13 protein-coding genes are annotated in these 13921 nt (G+C 71.9%); 7 read left to right on the forward strand and 6 right to left on the reverse strand.

The features are described 5' to 3' along the window. Positions 1-222 precede the first annotated feature (222 nt). The 3 genes from IFT90_RS17590 to IFT90_RS11805 all read left to right on the forward strand — a co-directional run bounded on the left by IFT90_RS17590 (position 223) and on the right by IFT90_RS11805 (position 3256). A complete protein-coding gene (locus IFT90_RS17590; protein ID WP_199861851.1) occupies positions 223-909 on the forward strand; it encodes a PepSY domain-containing protein in 687 nt (228 codons plus the stop codon). Positions 910-1160: 251 nt separating this feature from the next. Next, complete coding sequence (locus IFT90_RS11800) at positions 1161-2033, forward strand: alpha/beta fold hydrolase (protein ID WP_192042424.1); 873 nt, start codon at positions 1161-1163, stop codon at positions 2031-2033. 173 nt (positions 2034-2206) lie between these two features. After that, positions 2207-3256 carry a biotin/lipoate A/B protein ligase family protein gene (locus IFT90_RS11805; protein WP_192042425.1) on the forward strand — a complete coding sequence of 350 codons (1050 nt, stop codon included), beginning with the start codon at positions 2207-2209 and terminating at the stop codon, positions 3254-3256. A 229-nt stretch (positions 3257-3485) separates the two neighbouring features. Here IFT90_RS11805 and IFT90_RS11810 read toward each other — a convergent pair whose 3' ends face one another. Continuing rightward, complete coding sequence (locus IFT90_RS11810) at positions 3486-3770, reverse strand: GNAT family N-acetyltransferase (protein ID WP_192042426.1); 285 nt, start codon at positions 3768-3770, stop codon at positions 3486-3488. Between the two features lie 59 nt (positions 3771-3829). On the opposite strand from IFT90_RS11810, the gene IFT90_RS11815 reads away from it, so the two are divergent. After that, positions 3830-4717: a site-specific DNA-methyltransferase gene (locus IFT90_RS11815; protein ID WP_192042427.1), complete on the forward strand. Its 888-nt coding sequence runs from the start codon at positions 3830-3832 to the stop codon at positions 4715-4717. Positions 4718-4860: 143 nt separating this feature from the next. Here the strand turns inward: IFT90_RS11815 and IFT90_RS11820 are convergent, their stop codons facing one another. Next, positions 4861-5517 (reverse strand): MarR family transcriptional regulator, encoded by a 657-nt coding sequence (locus IFT90_RS11820; RefSeq protein WP_192042428.1) that lies wholly within the window; start codon positions 5515-5517, stop codon positions 4861-4863. 97 nt (positions 5518-5614) lie between these two features. Further along, a complete protein-coding gene (locus IFT90_RS11825; protein ID WP_371812298.1) occupies positions 5615-7504 on the reverse strand; it encodes an MDR family MFS transporter in 1890 nt (629 codons plus the stop codon). A gap of 468 nt (positions 7505-7972) precedes the next feature. On the opposite strand from IFT90_RS11825, the gene IFT90_RS11830 reads away from it, so the two are divergent. Next, positions 7973-8626: a M15 family metallopeptidase gene (locus IFT90_RS11830; protein WP_233569025.1), complete on the forward strand. Its 654-nt coding sequence runs from the start codon at positions 7973-7975 to the stop codon at positions 8624-8626. Positions 8627-8730: 104 nt separating this feature from the next. Here the strand turns inward: IFT90_RS11830 and pgm are convergent, their stop codons facing one another. Both pgm and IFT90_RS17315 read right to left on the reverse strand, forming a co-directional pair. After that, complete coding sequence (gene pgm, locus IFT90_RS11835; protein WP_192042430.1) at positions 8731-10350, reverse strand: phosphoglucomutase (alpha-D-glucose-1,6-bisphosphate-dependent); 1620 nt, start codon at positions 10348-10350, stop codon at positions 8731-8733. Continuing rightward, complete coding sequence (locus tag IFT90_RS17315) at positions 10347-10475, reverse strand: hypothetical protein (protein ID WP_256413482.1); 129 nt, start codon at positions 10473-10475, stop codon at positions 10347-10349. The genes pgm and IFT90_RS17315 overlap by 4 nt, the downstream gene beginning before the upstream one ends. Here IFT90_RS17315 and pheA point away from each other — a divergent pair. After that, complete coding sequence (pheA, locus tag IFT90_RS11840; protein WP_123547095.1) at positions 10474-11424, forward strand: prephenate dehydratase; 951 nt, start codon at positions 10474-10476, stop codon at positions 11422-11424. The two genes, IFT90_RS17315 and pheA, sit on opposite strands and share 2 nt — an antisense overlap. A gap of 74 nt (positions 11425-11498) precedes the next feature. On the opposite strand, the gene IFT90_RS11845 is transcribed toward pheA, so the two are convergent. Next, positions 11499-12518, reverse strand: coding sequence for a diacylglycerol kinase family protein (locus IFT90_RS11845; protein WP_192042431.1), 1020 nt, complete (start codon positions 12516-12518; stop codon positions 11499-11501). 126 nt (positions 12519-12644) lie between these two features. Between IFT90_RS11845 and serS the strand changes: the two genes are divergently transcribed. Further along, the gene (serS, locus tag IFT90_RS11850; protein ID WP_192042432.1) at positions 12645-13910 is read left to right on the forward strand and encodes a serine--tRNA ligase; all 1266 of its coding nucleotides are present in this window, start codon (positions 12645-12647) and stop codon (positions 13908-13910) included. The last annotated feature ends 11 nt before the right edge of the window (positions 13911-13921 follow it).

A 13921-nucleotide genomic window follows, 5' to 3' on the forward strand; every position in this document is an offset into this window, starting at 1 on the left:
ACACCCCGGAGTGGACCATGCACCCCGGAACGACGGGGTGCATCGTCCACTACGGGGTGCGGCGCGCAGTGACGGGCGGCGGGTGACTGACGGGCGGGCGGCGACGCTCGCTGAACGTTCCTTCAGGTCGCTTCAGGGGCGCTTCAGCGCCTGCCCGAGACAGTGGGGTCATCGCTCGAGAGAGCACCACTCGCCGCACCGCGGCCCACGATCGGAGACACCGTGAAGAACGTCCTGAAGAGCAAGAAGTCCCTCCTCGTCGCCGGCGGGGTCGTGGGGATCCTCGTGCTGGGCGGCGGCGGCGTGGCCGTCGCGTCGACCCTCGACGACCGCGTCGGCGGCGCGGCGAACGACCGGGCGCAGGAGGCGGCGCTCGCCGAGACCGGCGGAGGCACCGTCACCGACGTCGACCGCCTCGACGACGGCCTGCCCGGCTACGAGGTCGACGTCGTGCTGCCCGACGGCCGCGAGAGCACCGTGCTGCTGGGCGACGACTTCAGCGTCTCCTCGTCGCGCATCGACGACGACAGCGCCGGCCGCGACGACCGCTCTGGCCGCGACGACCGCTCCGGCCGTGACGACCGCAACGGCGACGACGACTCCGGCCGGGACGGCCGCGGCGACGACGACCTCTCCGACGACTCGACGGCCACGCCCGGCTCCTCGAGCACGCCCGGCTCCGGCAGCACCTCGGGCAGCGACGACGACCTCGTCGGAGCCGACTTCGACCAGGCCGCCGCAGCCGCGATCGCCGCTGCCGGCGGGGGCACCGTGACCGACGCCGACCGCAGCGACGACGGCGACACCGCGTACGAGGTCGACGTGCGCCTCGACGACGGGACCGAGGTCGACGTCGACCTCGACGCCTCCTTCGGGGTGCTCCGCACCGACGTCGACGACCGCCGCTGACCTGCCCGGCGCGCTCCGCGCCTCCTCCGCACCCTCCGGACCTGCGCACGCCCCCGTGCGCGCCGGAGGGTGTGCGGCGTAGGCCCGGGCTCCGGTTCGGGCTCCGCAAATGCCGACCGTTCGGGCCCTCCGTCGGCTGCAACACCGCGACATCCGGTGGTTGCAGCCCTCCCGGTCGGGTCCTGCAGCCCGAGTCGCCCCAGGCGCCGAGCCGCCCGCCGCCCACGGCCCGCTGATGCGAGGATGGCACCGTGCCCACCTTCTCCGCCGCGCGAGGCGACCACACGTTCGTCGACGCCCACGGCGTCACCGTCCACTGGTACGTCTGGCGGGCGGCTGACCCGCGCGGCTCCGTCCAGCTGATGCACGGCGTCGGCGAGCACGCGCTCCGCTACGAGGAGCTGGCGCAGGAGCTCGTCCGCGCCGGCTGGACGGTCTACGCCGACGACCACCTCGGCCACGGCGCGACCGGCCTCGGGCAGCACAGCGGTGACCACACGAAGCTCGGCCGCCTCGGCCCGTCGGGGCTGCGGGGAGCGGTGGAGGCGGTCGTCCAGTTCACGGGGATCATCCGCGACGACGCACCCGGCCTCCCCCTCGTGGCGCTCGGCCACTCGTGGGGGTCGCTGATGCTCCAGAAGATCGTCGACGAGCGGGCCTCGCTCTACGACGCCGTCGTGCTCAGCGGGACCGCGTACCGGGTGCCCGGCAGCATGAACGGCGGCGACCTCAACGCCCGGCACGCGCACCTCGGCACGACCGGCTTCGAGTGGCTGAGCCGCGACCCGGCGGTCGCGGCCGAGATGGCGGCCGACCCGCTGGCCGTCGACGCGAAGGTCGCGACCCTGTTCGGCTGGCGCGACGCGCTGCGCCTGCTCGGGCGTCCGGCCAAGCAGCTCGACCGCGACGTGCCGCTGCTGATCCTCGTCGGGGGAGACGACCCTCTCGGCGGCGAGGAGAGCGCCCGCAAGCTCGCCGAGGCCTACGTGTCGCGCAGCGGCCTCACGGACGTCGAGCTCGTCGTCTACGACGGCGCCCGGCACGAGGTCTTCAAGGAGACGAACCGGGCCCAGGTCTTCGCCGACCTCGTCGCGTGGCTCGACGCCCGCCTCCCGCGCCCCTGACCTGCCCTGCCGCGCCCCTCGACCCGCGGCGCGCCGTCGCCGTGCGCAAGCCGCAAATGCCGACCGCGGGACCTCGCATAGTGGGATATCCAAGGGTTGCGGGGCCGTTCATGCTGCTGCGGTCGGCATTTGCCACAGCCCCGACGCAGAGCGCGCAGGCATAGGCTGCAGCCATGCACGGTGAGTACAAGGTCCCTGGCGGCAAGCTCGTGGTGGTCGACCTGGAGGTGCGCGAAGGACGCATCGCCGAGTTCCGGCTCGCGGGCGACTTCTTCCTCGAGCCCGACACGGCGCTCGACGCCATCGACCATGCCGTGAACGGCCTGCCGGTCGAATCCGACGCGGCGTCCATCGCCGCCGCGATCAAGGCGGGCCTCCCCGACGACGCCGTCCTGCTCGGCTTCTCGCCCGACGCGGTCGCGACGGCCATCCGCCGCAGCCTCTCGAAGGCGACCGACTGGCGCGACCACGACTGGCAGATCATCCACGACGCGCCCGTCTCGCCGAACATGCACCTCGCCCTCGACCAGGTCCTGACCGAGGAGGTGGGGGCCGGCCGCCGCCAGCCCACCCTCCGCTTCTGGGAGTGGGACCAGCCCGCCGTCGTCATCGGCAGCTTCCAGTCGCTGCGCAACGAGGTCGACCTCGACGCGGCCGCCGAGCACGGCTTCGAGGTCGTGCGGCGCATCAGCGGAGGCGGCGCCATGTTCATGGACGCCCAGTCGATCGTCACCTACTCGCTCTACGCCCCCGGCGAGCTCGTGCAGGGCATGAGCTTCGCCGACAGCTACGCGTACCTCGACGAGTGGGTCATCACCGCCCTGAAGTCGCTCGGCATCGACGCGTTCTACCAGCCGCTGAACGACATCACCAGCGCGAAAGGCAAGATCGGCGGGGCCGCCCAGAAGCGCCTCGGCAACGGGGCCCTGCTGCACCACGCCACGATGTCGTACGACATGGACGGCGAGAAGATGGTGAAGGTGCTCCGCATCGGCCGCGAGAAGATGAGCGACAAGGGCACGACCAGCGCCGCCAAGCGCGTCGACCCGCTGCGCAGCCAGACCGGGCTGCCGCGCGCCGAGATCATCGAGCGCATGAAGCAGACGTTCACCGGCCTCTACGGCGCCGAGGTCGGCCACGTCACCGACGACGAGCTGCAGGCGGCCGAGCAGCTCGTCACCACGAAGTTCGCGACGCCGGAGTGGCTCCGCCGCGTCCCCTGAGCAGCAGAGCCTGACCGAAGGAGGCGCGGGCTCGGCCCCGGGGACCGGTCGCCGACCTCCCAGGACCCGGCCCCGAGCTCGGGACCCTCGAGTGGTCAGCAACTGTCCGTCCCGCGCGGGGGAACGACAGGAACTGACCACTCGACGTGACGCCCGGGCCATCGCGGCCCGTGCCCGTGCCCGTGCCCGTCCCCGAGCCTGAGGCCGGGCCCGTCCCCGAGGCCAGGGCCTAGCGCGTCAGGAGCTCCTGGTAGTCGACGTGTTCGTCGACCCAGTCGACGACGAACGGGCACATCGGCACGACGCGCAGCGACGTCTCGGAGCGGACGTCGTCGAGCGCGCCCTGCACGAGCTGTGCCCCGAGGCCGGCGCCGCGGCGGGCCGGCTCGATCTCGGTGTGCGTGAAGCGGATCTCGTCGCCGACGACGTCGTAGGCGGCGAGCCCGATCGTGCTGCCGTCCTCGACGAGGACGTACTGGTTCTGATCGGGGCGGTTCTCGACTGCTGTGCTCATCCCGACACGGTACGCCGGGTGGCTCCGGGGGTGTCCACCGGTGCGAGAGGATGGCGACCATGCCCGTCGACTGGACCCGCGCCTCCTCGAGTCTCGTGGTCCACGGCGACAACCTCGACGTGACCCCGACGCTGCCCGACGGCGCGTTCACGGTCGTCTACCTCGACCCTCCGTTCAACACGGGCCGGCCGCAGACGCGGCGCTCGACGACGTCGGTCCGCAGCGTGCCCGACTCGGTGACCGCCGTGACCGGTTTCAAGGGCCTCGGCTACGAGCGGATCCGCGGCGACCTGATGCGCTACGACGACCGCTTCGACGACTACTGGTCGTTCCTCGAGCCGAGGCTCGCCGAGGCGTGGCGGCTGCTCGCCGACGACGGCACGCTCTACCTGCACCTCGACTACCGCGAGGCGCACTACGCGAAGGTGCTGCTCGACGCGCTGTTCGGCCGCGACTCGTTCCTCAACGAGATCATCTGGGCCTACGACTACGGCGCCAAGAGCCGCAACCGCTGGCCGACGAAGCACGACACGATCCTCGTCTACGTGAAGAGCCCGAAGGGGTACTTCTTCGACTCGGAGACCGTCGACCGCGAGCCGTACATGGCGCCCGGCCTGGTCACGCCCGAGAAGGTCGCGCGCGGCAAGCTGCCGACCGACGTCTGGTGGCACACCATCGTGTCGCCGACGGGACGCGAGAAGACCGGCTACCCGACGCAGAAGCCCGAGGGGGTGCTGCGGCGCATGGTGCAGGCGTCGTCGCGCGAGGGCGACTGGGTGCTCGACTTCTTCGCCGGCAGCGGCACGCTCGGCGCGGTGGCCGAGGCGCTGGGTCGTCGCTACGTGCTGGTCGACAGCAACGAGGAGGCGGTGGCCGTCATGCGCAGACGCCTCCCGGACGCGACGTTCGTCGTCGCCGAGCCGCCCCGCGCCTCCTCGGCCAGCTGACCTGCGGCCGCAGCCGCCCGAGTTGCCGTCATGGCGGCTATAGCTCCGCAAATGCCGACCATCTGCCCGAAATCGCCCCTGCAACAAGGGGAAAAGCCGGTATTGCAGCGCGCCCGGTCGGCATTTGCGGCCAGCGGGTCCGGTCAGGCGGAGACGGGCTCCGAGCCGGCGTGGGCGTCGCGCGACGGCTCGGCGGCGGCAGTCCCAGCGGGGACGGCGTCGCGGCCCTCGAGCTCGGCGAGTGCCTCGGCCTCTGCCTCGGCCCGCGCCTCGGCCAGGGCGATCTCGGCGAGGGCGTGATCGTCGACGTCGACGGCGGCCGTCATGGCCTCGAGGAACGAGACGACGGCTGCGGTCTCGTCGGGCGAGAGCCCCTGGGCCGCGGTGATCATGCGGCCGTGCATGCCGGAGAGCGTGTCGGTGACCTCGGCGTGCGTGCCCTCGGTGGCCCGCAGCAGGACGCCGCGCTTGTCGGTGGGGTGGGGCAGGCGCTCGACGTGGCCGCTGGCGACGAGGCGGTTGATCAGCACGGACGTGGACGCGGAGGTGATGGCGAGGTGCTCGGCCAGCACCTTGGCGCTGACGGGCTCGTGCTTGCGGCCGGCCCGCACGAGGAACCGGAGCGCGGCGAGGTCGGTCTCGTTCATCTTCATGCTGTCGCGGGTGCGACGACGCATGTCCGACTCGGCGGCGCGGTAACGACGGAGGGCGTTCAGCACGGCGACTCCGCGCTCGCTGGCGCTGGAGCCGTACCAGTACCCCGTCGCGTCGTAGTTACGCCGGGTCGGCTCGGGAGGCATGCTAGAGAGTGTAGCTAAGCCGATCAGGGAGTCCTAGCCTGCGGCGAGCGTCGCGAGGGGTTCCCAGTCAGTTCATGGCGGGTGCGACCAGCCCCGGTCAGCTCGAGGAGGGTCGGTCCGAGGACGGCCCGCCCGACGCGGGGCGGTCCGAGGACGGCCCGCCCGACGCGGGTCGCTCCGCCGACGGCCCGTCGCCCTCGACGACCGGGACGCTGCCCGTCGTCGGCGCGACCAGCGCGCCCGATGCGGCCGCCGCCTCCTGCGCTGCCAGCTCGGCCGCGAGCCGGTCGTCGTTCGCCTCGTCGATGGCCGACTTCTGCCTCAGCGGCGTCGCCTTGAGGAAGAAGCTGAGCACGAAGGCGACGAGCACGATGCCGAGCGCGACCCAGAACACGGTGACGGTCGCCTGCGCGAACCCGTCGAGGAACGGCGCCGCCAGCCGGCTGTCGGCCGTGTTCAGGAACGACGTGTTGCCGTTCAGCGCTCCACCGACCTGCGACGTGTCGCCGTTCTGTGCCGCCTGGTAGAGGCCGAGGATGCTCGCGTTCGCGCTGTCGGCGGTGACGCTCGGGTCGGCGAGCGCGGCCTGGGCGTCGCGCTGCAGGGCCGGGTCGGCGAACGCCGCGGCGATCGTCTGCGGGATGCGCGAGAAGAGCACCGAGAACAGCACGGCGGTGCCGAGCGTGCCGCCGATCTGGCGGAAGAACGTCGACGCCGAGGTGGCCACGCCGATGTCGCGCGGGCCGACCGAGTTCTGCGACGCGATGGTGAGCGTCTGCATCAGCTGCCCGAGCCCGAGGCCGATCAGCAGCATGCCGATCATCATGAACCAGTAGGGCTTGTCGTACGAGAGGTTCGTGAACCAGAAGAAGCCGAGCGACATGAACGCGGTGCCCGTGATCGGGAAGATCCGGTAGCGGCCCGTCCGAGAGATGAGCTGGCCCGAGACGATCGACGAGATCATCAGCCCGGCGATCATCGGCAGCATCTGGAACCCGCTCTCGGTCGGCGTCGAGCCGAGCACGAGCTGCAGGTAGAGCGGCACGGTCAGCAGCGCGCCGAACATGCCGAAGCCGACCAGCACGCCGAGCACGGTCGCCATCGAGAAGGTGGCGTTGCGGAACAGCTTCAGCGGGATGAGCGCGTCGTCGCCCATCGCCCGCTCGACCAGGACGAACGACACGATGCCGATCGCGCCGATCACGTAGCAGGCGAAGGCGCCGGGCGACGACCAGCCCCACTCGCGGCCCTGCTCGGCGACGAGCAGCAGGGGCACGGCGGCGACGATCACCGAGGCCGCGCCCCACCAGTCGATGCGGACGTTCTCGCGACGCACCTGGCCGGGGATGTGCAGGAACCGCACGACGACCGCGAGCGCGACGACGCCGATCGGCAGGTTGACGAGGAACACCCAGCGCCAGCCGGTGACGAACAGGATCTGGTCGGCACCCGCGAAGAGCCCGCCCACCAGCGGGCCGATCACGCTCGAGATGCCGAACACGGCGAGGAAGTAGCCCTGGTACTTGGCGCGTTCGCGCGGAGCGAGGATGTCGCCCATGATCGTCAGCGGCAGCGCCATCAGGCCGCCGGCGCCCATGCCCTGCACGGCCCGGAACAGCGCGAGCTGGTACATGCTCGTCGAGAAGCCGGCCAGCAGCGAGCCCAGCAGGAAGATCGAGATCGCGATCAGGAACAGCGGCCGCCGGCCGAAGATGTCGGACAGCTTGCCGTAGATCGGCGTCGAGATCGTCGAGACGATCAGGTAGGCGGTGGTCACCCACGCCTGCAGGCTCAGCCCGTCGAGGTCGTCGGCGATGGTCCGCATCGACGTGCCGACGATCGTCTGGTCGAGCGCCGACAGGAACATGCCCGCCATCAGGCCGAAGATCACGAAGAGGATCTGGCGGTGGGTCATCAGCCCCTGTCGCTCCGCGGGTGCCGAGGAGGCGGTGGTCGCAGGGGAGGAGGAGGCGGTGGTTCTCGACATGGCGCGGCGTCCTTCGGAGGGCACGAGGTGGTGAGGCTGCGGAGCAGGGCGGGGGCTGCGGGACCGGGCGTGAGCTGCGGGACCGGGCGTGGGCTGCGGAACGGGAGGAGCGAGGCGGCGACGCTGCAGCCGAGGGAGGCGCACCGAACGTGCGCAGACCGCAAAAGTACTGCACCGGCACGGCTTCCACCAGACGTGGTGGCGAGCCTGGGGACGGAGCAGGCAGAGCTGCTGTCGGGGGAGGAGCCGTAGCCTGGTGCGATGCCGTCCTCCCGCCGCCGACCGTCGCGACACCGCCCGTCGGCGTCAGCCCCGCTGGCCGCGCTCGCGCTCGCCCTGGTGACGGCTGCGCTCGCGGGGTGCACCTCGGGTGCCGCGCCGGACGCGAGCACGAGTGCGAGGCCGAGCGCGCCTCCGTCGTCCTCTGCTCCCGCCGCGACCGCCGAGCCCTCCGAGGAGCCTGCCCCCGTGACCAGCCCCGCCGAGCCCCCGACGCCTGCCGCGCCCGCCTTCGACAAGTCGGCGATGTCGATCGACGACCCCGCGAGCCTCTGGGTCGTGAGCGACAAGCTGAGGCCGCTGAGCCCGATCGACTACGTGCCGAGCGACCTGGTCACCATCGACGTGGCGTCGCAGAACCCTCCCGTGTTCCGTCGCGAGGCCGGCGACGCCCTGCTCGCGCTGTTCGCCGCGGGGGAGGCGGAGGGGGCCGGGCAGTTCCAGGTGCAGAGCGCGTACCGGTCGTACGCCACGCAGGTGAGCGTCTACCAGGGCTGGGTCGACCGGCTCGGCCAGGCGCAGGCGGACATCCAGAGCGCTCGCCCCGGGCACAGCGAGCACCAGACGGGCCTCGTCGCCGACATCAGCCCGATCCCGCTGAGCTGCGCCCTGCAGGCCTGCTTCGGCGACACCGCCCAGGGGCAGTGGCTCGCCGCCAACGCCTGGCGGTACGGCTGGCTGCTGCGCTACCCGGCCGACAAGACGGCCGTCACGGGGTTCACCTACGAGCCGTGGCACTTCCGCTACGTGGGGGTGCCGCTCGCGACCGAGCTGCACACCACGGGAGTGACGACGCTCGAGGAGTTCTTCGGGCTGCCGGCCGCGCCGACCTACGCCGGCTGAGCCCGGACGCGCCGGCGGGCGAGTCCGGCGCCGGCGGTCCGTCGTGACGGACCGCGCCGACGCCGAACTCGCCCGTCGAGCCAGACCCGCCGTCCGGCGCCTGGCTAGGCGCCGAGCGCCGCGTCGACGATCTGCTTCGCCTCGGCCTGCACACGCGTGAGGTGCTCGGGGCCCTCGAACGACTCGGCGTAGATCTTGTAGACGTCCTCGGTGCCGCTCGGGCGGGCCGCGAACCAGGCCTTGTCGGTGACCACCTTGAGGCCGCCGACCGCAGCCCCGTTGCCGGGCGCCTCCGCCAGCTTGGCCGTGATGGGGTCGCCAGCGAGCTCGGTCGCGGTGATGTCGTCGCCGCTCAGCTTGCCGAGGCGTGCCTTCTGCTCCTTGCTGGCGGCGGCGTCGATGCGCTCGTAGACGGGGTCGCCGAATTCCTCGGTCAGCTCCGCGTAGAGCTGCGAGGGGGTCTTGCCCGTGACGGCGATGATCTCGCTGGCGAGCAGCGCGAGCAGGATGCCGTCCTTGTCGGTCGTCCACACCGTGCCGTCCTTGCGCAGGAACGACGCCCCCGCGCTCTCCTCGCCGCCGAAGGCGACCGAGCCGTCGACCAGGCCGGGCACGAACCACTTGAAGCCGACCGGCACCTCCCACAGGCGACGACCGTGCTTCTCGGCGACCTTGTCGATGATGCTCGACGACACGAGCGTCTTGCCGATCGCGGCGTCGTCGCGCCACTGCGGGCGGTGGGTGTAGAGGTAGTCGATGGCGACCGCGAGGTAGTGGTTGGGGTTCATCAGGCCGCCGTCGGGCGTGACGATGCCGTGGCGGTCGGCGTCGGCGTCGTTGCCCGTGAGCACGTCGAACTCGTCCTTGCGGTGCACGACGCTGGCCATCGCGGAGGCGCTCGACGGGTCCATCCGGATCTTGCCGTCCCAGTCGAGCGTCATGAAGCGCCAGGTGGGGTCGACGCCGGGGTTCGTGACCGTCAGGTCGAGGCCGTAGACGTCGCGGATGGCGCCCCAGTACTCGACGCTCGCGCCGCCCAGGGGGTCGGCGCCGATCTTCACGCCGGCCGCCTTGATGGCGTCGATGTCGATGACGTTGATCAGGTCGCCCACGTAGCCGCGCAGGAAGTCGTGGCGCCCGGCGCTGCCGTCGGCCTTGACGACGTCGACGTTGCCCGCGGCGATGATCTCGTTCGCGCGGTTCGCGATCCACGACGTGGCGTCGCTGTCGGCAGGCCCGCCGTGCGGGGGGTTGTACTTGAAGCCGCCGTCGCGGGGCGGGTTGTGGCTGGGGGTGACGACGATGCCGTCGGCCTTCTCGGTGTTGGCCGGGTCGGCGTTGTGCACGAGGATCGCGTGGCTCAGCGCGGGTGTCGGCACGTAGCCGCCGTCGGCGTCGGCGAGCACGTGCACGCCGTTGCCGACGAGCACCTCGATCGCCGTGCGCTCGGCGGGGGCGCTGAGCATGTGGGTGTCGCGCCCGATGAAGAGGGGGCCGGTGATGCCCTGGCCGGCGCGGTACTCGACGATGGCCTGCGTGATCGCGGCGATGTGCGTCTCGTTGAACGCGGTGTCGAGCGACGAGCCGCGGTGGCCCGAGGTGCCGAAGACGACCTTCTGCTCGGGCACCGACACGTCGGGGACGAGCGAGTAGTAGGCGTCGACGAGCTCACCGGTGTCGATGAGGTCGCTGTCGAGTGCGGGGGTGCCTGCGCGATCGGTCATGCGCTCATCCTGGCACCAGCCGCCGACCTCCGTCGCTGCCCGGCCACGGCGCTCAGCAGGCTCTCGGACATCAGCAGGCCCTGGGTCGTCAGCAGGCCCTGGGTCCTCAGTAGGCTCTCGGACATGCCGACCCCCGCCTCCTCGTCGACCTACAGCTACCTCGGCCCGGCCGGCACCTTCACGGAGGCGGCCCTCAAGCAGGTGCCCGAGGCCGCGGGCGCCGAGTGGCGCAGCGTGAACAACGTGGGCGAGGCGCTCGCCGACGTCGTGTCGGGCCGCAGCGTCGCCGCGATGATCGCGATCGAGAACAGCGTCGAGGGCGGCGTCTCGGCCACGCAGGACGCCCTGGCGACCGTGCCCGGCCTCCGCATCGTCGGCGAGTACCTGGTCGCGGTCGACTTCGTGCTCGTCGCGCGTCCGGGCACCCGCCTCGAGGAGGTGCGGGTCGTCAACGCGCACCCGGTCGCCTACGCGCAGACCCACCTCTGGCTCGAGGCGAACCTGCCGGGGCACGGGCACCTGCCGGCGACCTCGAACGTCGCCGCGGCGGCCGACCTGCTGTCGACGCCGGCCGGCGCAGGCCGCGCGGACGCCGCGGTGGCCCCGCCGACGATCACCGAGCACCACGACGTCGAGGTGCTGGCCCGCGAGATCGGCGACAACCGCAACGCCGTGACCCGCTTCGTGCTCGTCAGCCGCACCGTGCCGGTGCCGCCCGCGACGGGCGCCGACAAGACGAGCATCATCGTCGAGCTGCCCGAGGACGGCGCGGGCGCGCTCGTCGACATGCTCGAGCAGTTCGCGACCCGCGGCATCAACCTCAGCCTGATCCAGTCGCGGCCGATCGGCGACGCCCTCGGACGGTACCGCTTCGTGATCGACCTCGAGGGGCACGTGCTCGACGAGCGCGTCGCCGACGCGCTGCTCGGCCTCAAGCGGTTCAGCCCGAACGTCATGTTCCTCGGGTCGTACCCCCGGGCAGACGCCCGCCCGGTCGTCGTCGTGCCGCGCTACGACGACGACGCGTTCGTCGACGCGCGCGACTGGCTGCGCGGGCTGGTCTCGGGAGCCTGAGCCGCGCCTCCTGGGGTCGAGCGCGTCCCTCGGTCCGGCGTGCCCGACCGGGGGAGCGGAGGAGGCGCCGGTCGTCAGGCCGGGACGCGCACCGTCAGCGCCCCGGGGTCGACCCACGTCTTGATGGCGACGGCCTTGCCGACCGAGTCGCCGTCCATCTCGAAGTCCTGCGGCTCGTCGAGGCGCACGACGATCTCGCGCCCCTTCGAGTAGCGGACCGTGCGCACCTCGCGGCTGTGCGCCATGATCTTGCGTCCGACCGAGCTGCGACGCAGCACTCCGTTCTCCCACACGATCTTGACCCAGATCTGCACCCAGCCGAAGAAGCCGTCGGGGCGCAGGGCGACGATGTCGAAGACGCCGTCGTCGACCGCGGCGTCGGGCAACAGCATGATGTTGCCGGGCAGCAGCCCGCAGTTGCCGACGAGCACCGTGTGGGCACGCATCGTCTTGCGGCCCTGGCCGTCGAGGTCGTACCGGATGACCATGCTGTTGTCGTCGCGGAGCGAGCGCGCGATGGCGTCGACGTAGGCGAGCCAGCCGACGCGGGCCTTGAGCTTCGGGTTGGTGTTGGCGAGCATCTTGGCGTCGAGGCCGATGCCGGCCATGACGACGAACGCGAAGCGCTCCCGCTCGCCGTTCTCGCGCTCGACGTCGACGAGCCCGAGGTCGATGGCGCGGTCGCGGCCGGAGAACGCGGTGGCGACGGAGCCGTCGAGGTGGTCGAGATCGAGGTCCAGGTTGCGGGCCAGCAGGTTGCCCGTGCCGCTCGGCAGGAGGGCGATGGCGGCGTGCGAGCCCCGGAGCGCCTCGGCCACGGCGCGGACCGTGCCGTCGCCGCCGGCCGCGATGACGACGTCGGCGCCCTCGGCCACGGCCGTCGCGGTGATGCCGCCGCCGGGATCCTCGACGCTGGTCTCGTAGAAGCGGGTCGGCCCCCAGCCGGCCTCGGCCTCGTGCCGCAGCACGGCCGCGCGGAGCTTCGCGATGTCGACCTTGATGGGGTTGTAGACGACGGCAGCCGTCTTCTGGGCCGTCGCGGCGTCGGGCGCCGAGGGGGACTCGGCGGGCGAGGCAGCGGGGGAGGTCGTCATCCGCCCACCGTAACGGGCGGGCACGACGCGAGGCCTGCCTCCTGCACCGCCTGTGGAAGGATGCGCGGCCCGCACCTGTGCCTGGGGAGAGCGCCGAGCGTCAGGGGGCGTCCATAAGATGGACCCGTGATCGATCCCCAGCTGCTGCGCGATGCCCCCGACGTGATCAAGACGAGCCAGCGTGCCCGAGGTGAGTCGGAGTCGCTGGTCGACGACGCGGTCGCCGCCGACGCCGCCCGCCGTTCGGCCATCGCCTCGTTCGAGGAGCTGCGGGCCGAGCAGAACGCGTTCGGCAAGACCGTCGCCAAGGCGCCGAAGGAGGAGAAGGCCGGTCTCGTCGCGCAGGCCCAGCAGCTGGCCGCGAAGGTCAAGGAGGCGCAGGCCGCGTCGACCGAGGCCGACACCGCCTTCGACAAGGCCGTCCGGTCGCTCGGCAACGTCGTCGTCGACGGCGTGCCCGCCGGCGGGGAGGAGAACTTCGCGACGCTCCGCGAGGTCGGCACCCGCCCCTCCTTCGACTTCGAGCCCCTCGACCACGCCGACCTCGGCGAGAAGCTCGGCGCGATCGACATCAAGCGCGGCACGAAGGTGTCGGGCTCGCGCTTCTACTTCCTCCGCGGCATCGGCGCCCGCCTCGAGCTCGCGCTGATGAACATGGCGCTCGACAAGGCGATCGAGAACGACTTCACGCCGCTGATCACGCCGACGCTGGTGCGACCCGAGATCATGGCGGGCACCGGGTTCCTGGGCTCGCACTCCGACGAGGTCTACCACCTGCCCGCCGACGACCTCTACCTGACGGGCACGAGCGAGGTGGCCCTCGCCGGGTACCACTCCGACGAGATCCTCGACGTGACGGCCGGGCCCATCCGGTACGCCGGCTGGTCGACCTGCTACCGACGTGAGGCGGGCGCCGCCGGCAAGGACAACCGCGGCATCCTCCGCGTCCACCAGTTCAACAAGCTCGAGATGTTCAGCTACGTGCACCCCGACCAGGCCGAGCAGGAGCACGACGCGCTCGTGGCCCTTCAGGAGTCGATGATGCAGGCGCTCGGCCTCAACTACCGCGTGATCGACGTGGCGGCGGGCGACCTCGGCTCGAGCGCTGCGCGCAAGTTCGACATCGAGGCGTGGGTGCCGACGCAGGGCACCTACCGAGAGCTCAGCAGCACCTCGAACTGCACCACGTTCCAGGCTCGTCGCCTCGACACCCGCTACCGCACCGAGAGCGGCAAGACGGCGCCCGTCGCGACGCTGAACGGCACGCTGGCGACCACGCGCTGGCTGGTGGCGATCCTCGAGACGCACCAGCAGGCCGACGGCTCGGTCGTCGTGCCCGAGGCGCTGCGTCCGTGGCTCGGCGGCCTCGAGGTCATCGAGCCGGTCGCGTGAGCGGGGGCGAC

Source organism: Frigoribacterium sp. CFBP 8766, assembly GCF_014841435.1.
GTDB lineage: Bacteria > Actinomycetota > Actinomycetes > Actinomycetales > Microbacteriaceae > Frigoribacterium.

Bases quoted from the DNA above. Each gene is read 5' to 3' on its own strand.
- IFT90_RS11810 (WP_192042426.1), bottom strand. From the start codon at position 3,770: ATGAGCACAGCAGTCGAGAACCGCCCCGATCAGAACCAGTACGTCCTC.
- IFT90_RS17315 (WP_256413482.1), bottom strand. From the start codon at position 10,475: ATGTCCGAGAGCCTACTGAGGACCCAGGGCCTGCTGACGACCCAGGGC.
- pgm (WP_192042430.1), bottom strand. From the start codon at position 10,350: ATGACCGATCGCGCAGGCACCCCCGCACTCGACAGCGACCTCATCGAC.
- IFT90_RS11805 (WP_192042425.1), top strand. From the start codon at position 2,207: ATGCACGGTGAGTACAAGGTCCCTGGCGGCAAGCTCGTGGTGGTCGAC.
- IFT90_RS11825 (WP_371812298.1), bottom strand. From the start codon at position 7,504: ATGTCGAGAACCACCGCCTCCTCCTCCCCTGCGACCACCGCCTCCTCG.
- IFT90_RS11845 (WP_192042431.1), bottom strand. From the start codon at position 12,518: ATGACGACCTCCCCCGCTGCCTCGCCCGCCGAGTCCCCCTCGGCGCCC.
- IFT90_RS11820 (WP_192042428.1), bottom strand. From the start codon at position 5,517: ATGCCTCCCGAGCCGACCCGGCGTAACTACGACGCGACGGGGTACTGG.
- IFT90_RS11815 (WP_192042427.1), top strand. From the start codon at position 3,830: ATGCCCGTCGACTGGACCCGCGCCTCCTCGAGTCTCGTGGTCCACGGC.
- pheA (WP_123547095.1), top strand. From the start codon at position 10,474: ATGCCGACCCCCGCCTCCTCGTCGACCTACAGCTACCTCGGCCCGGCC.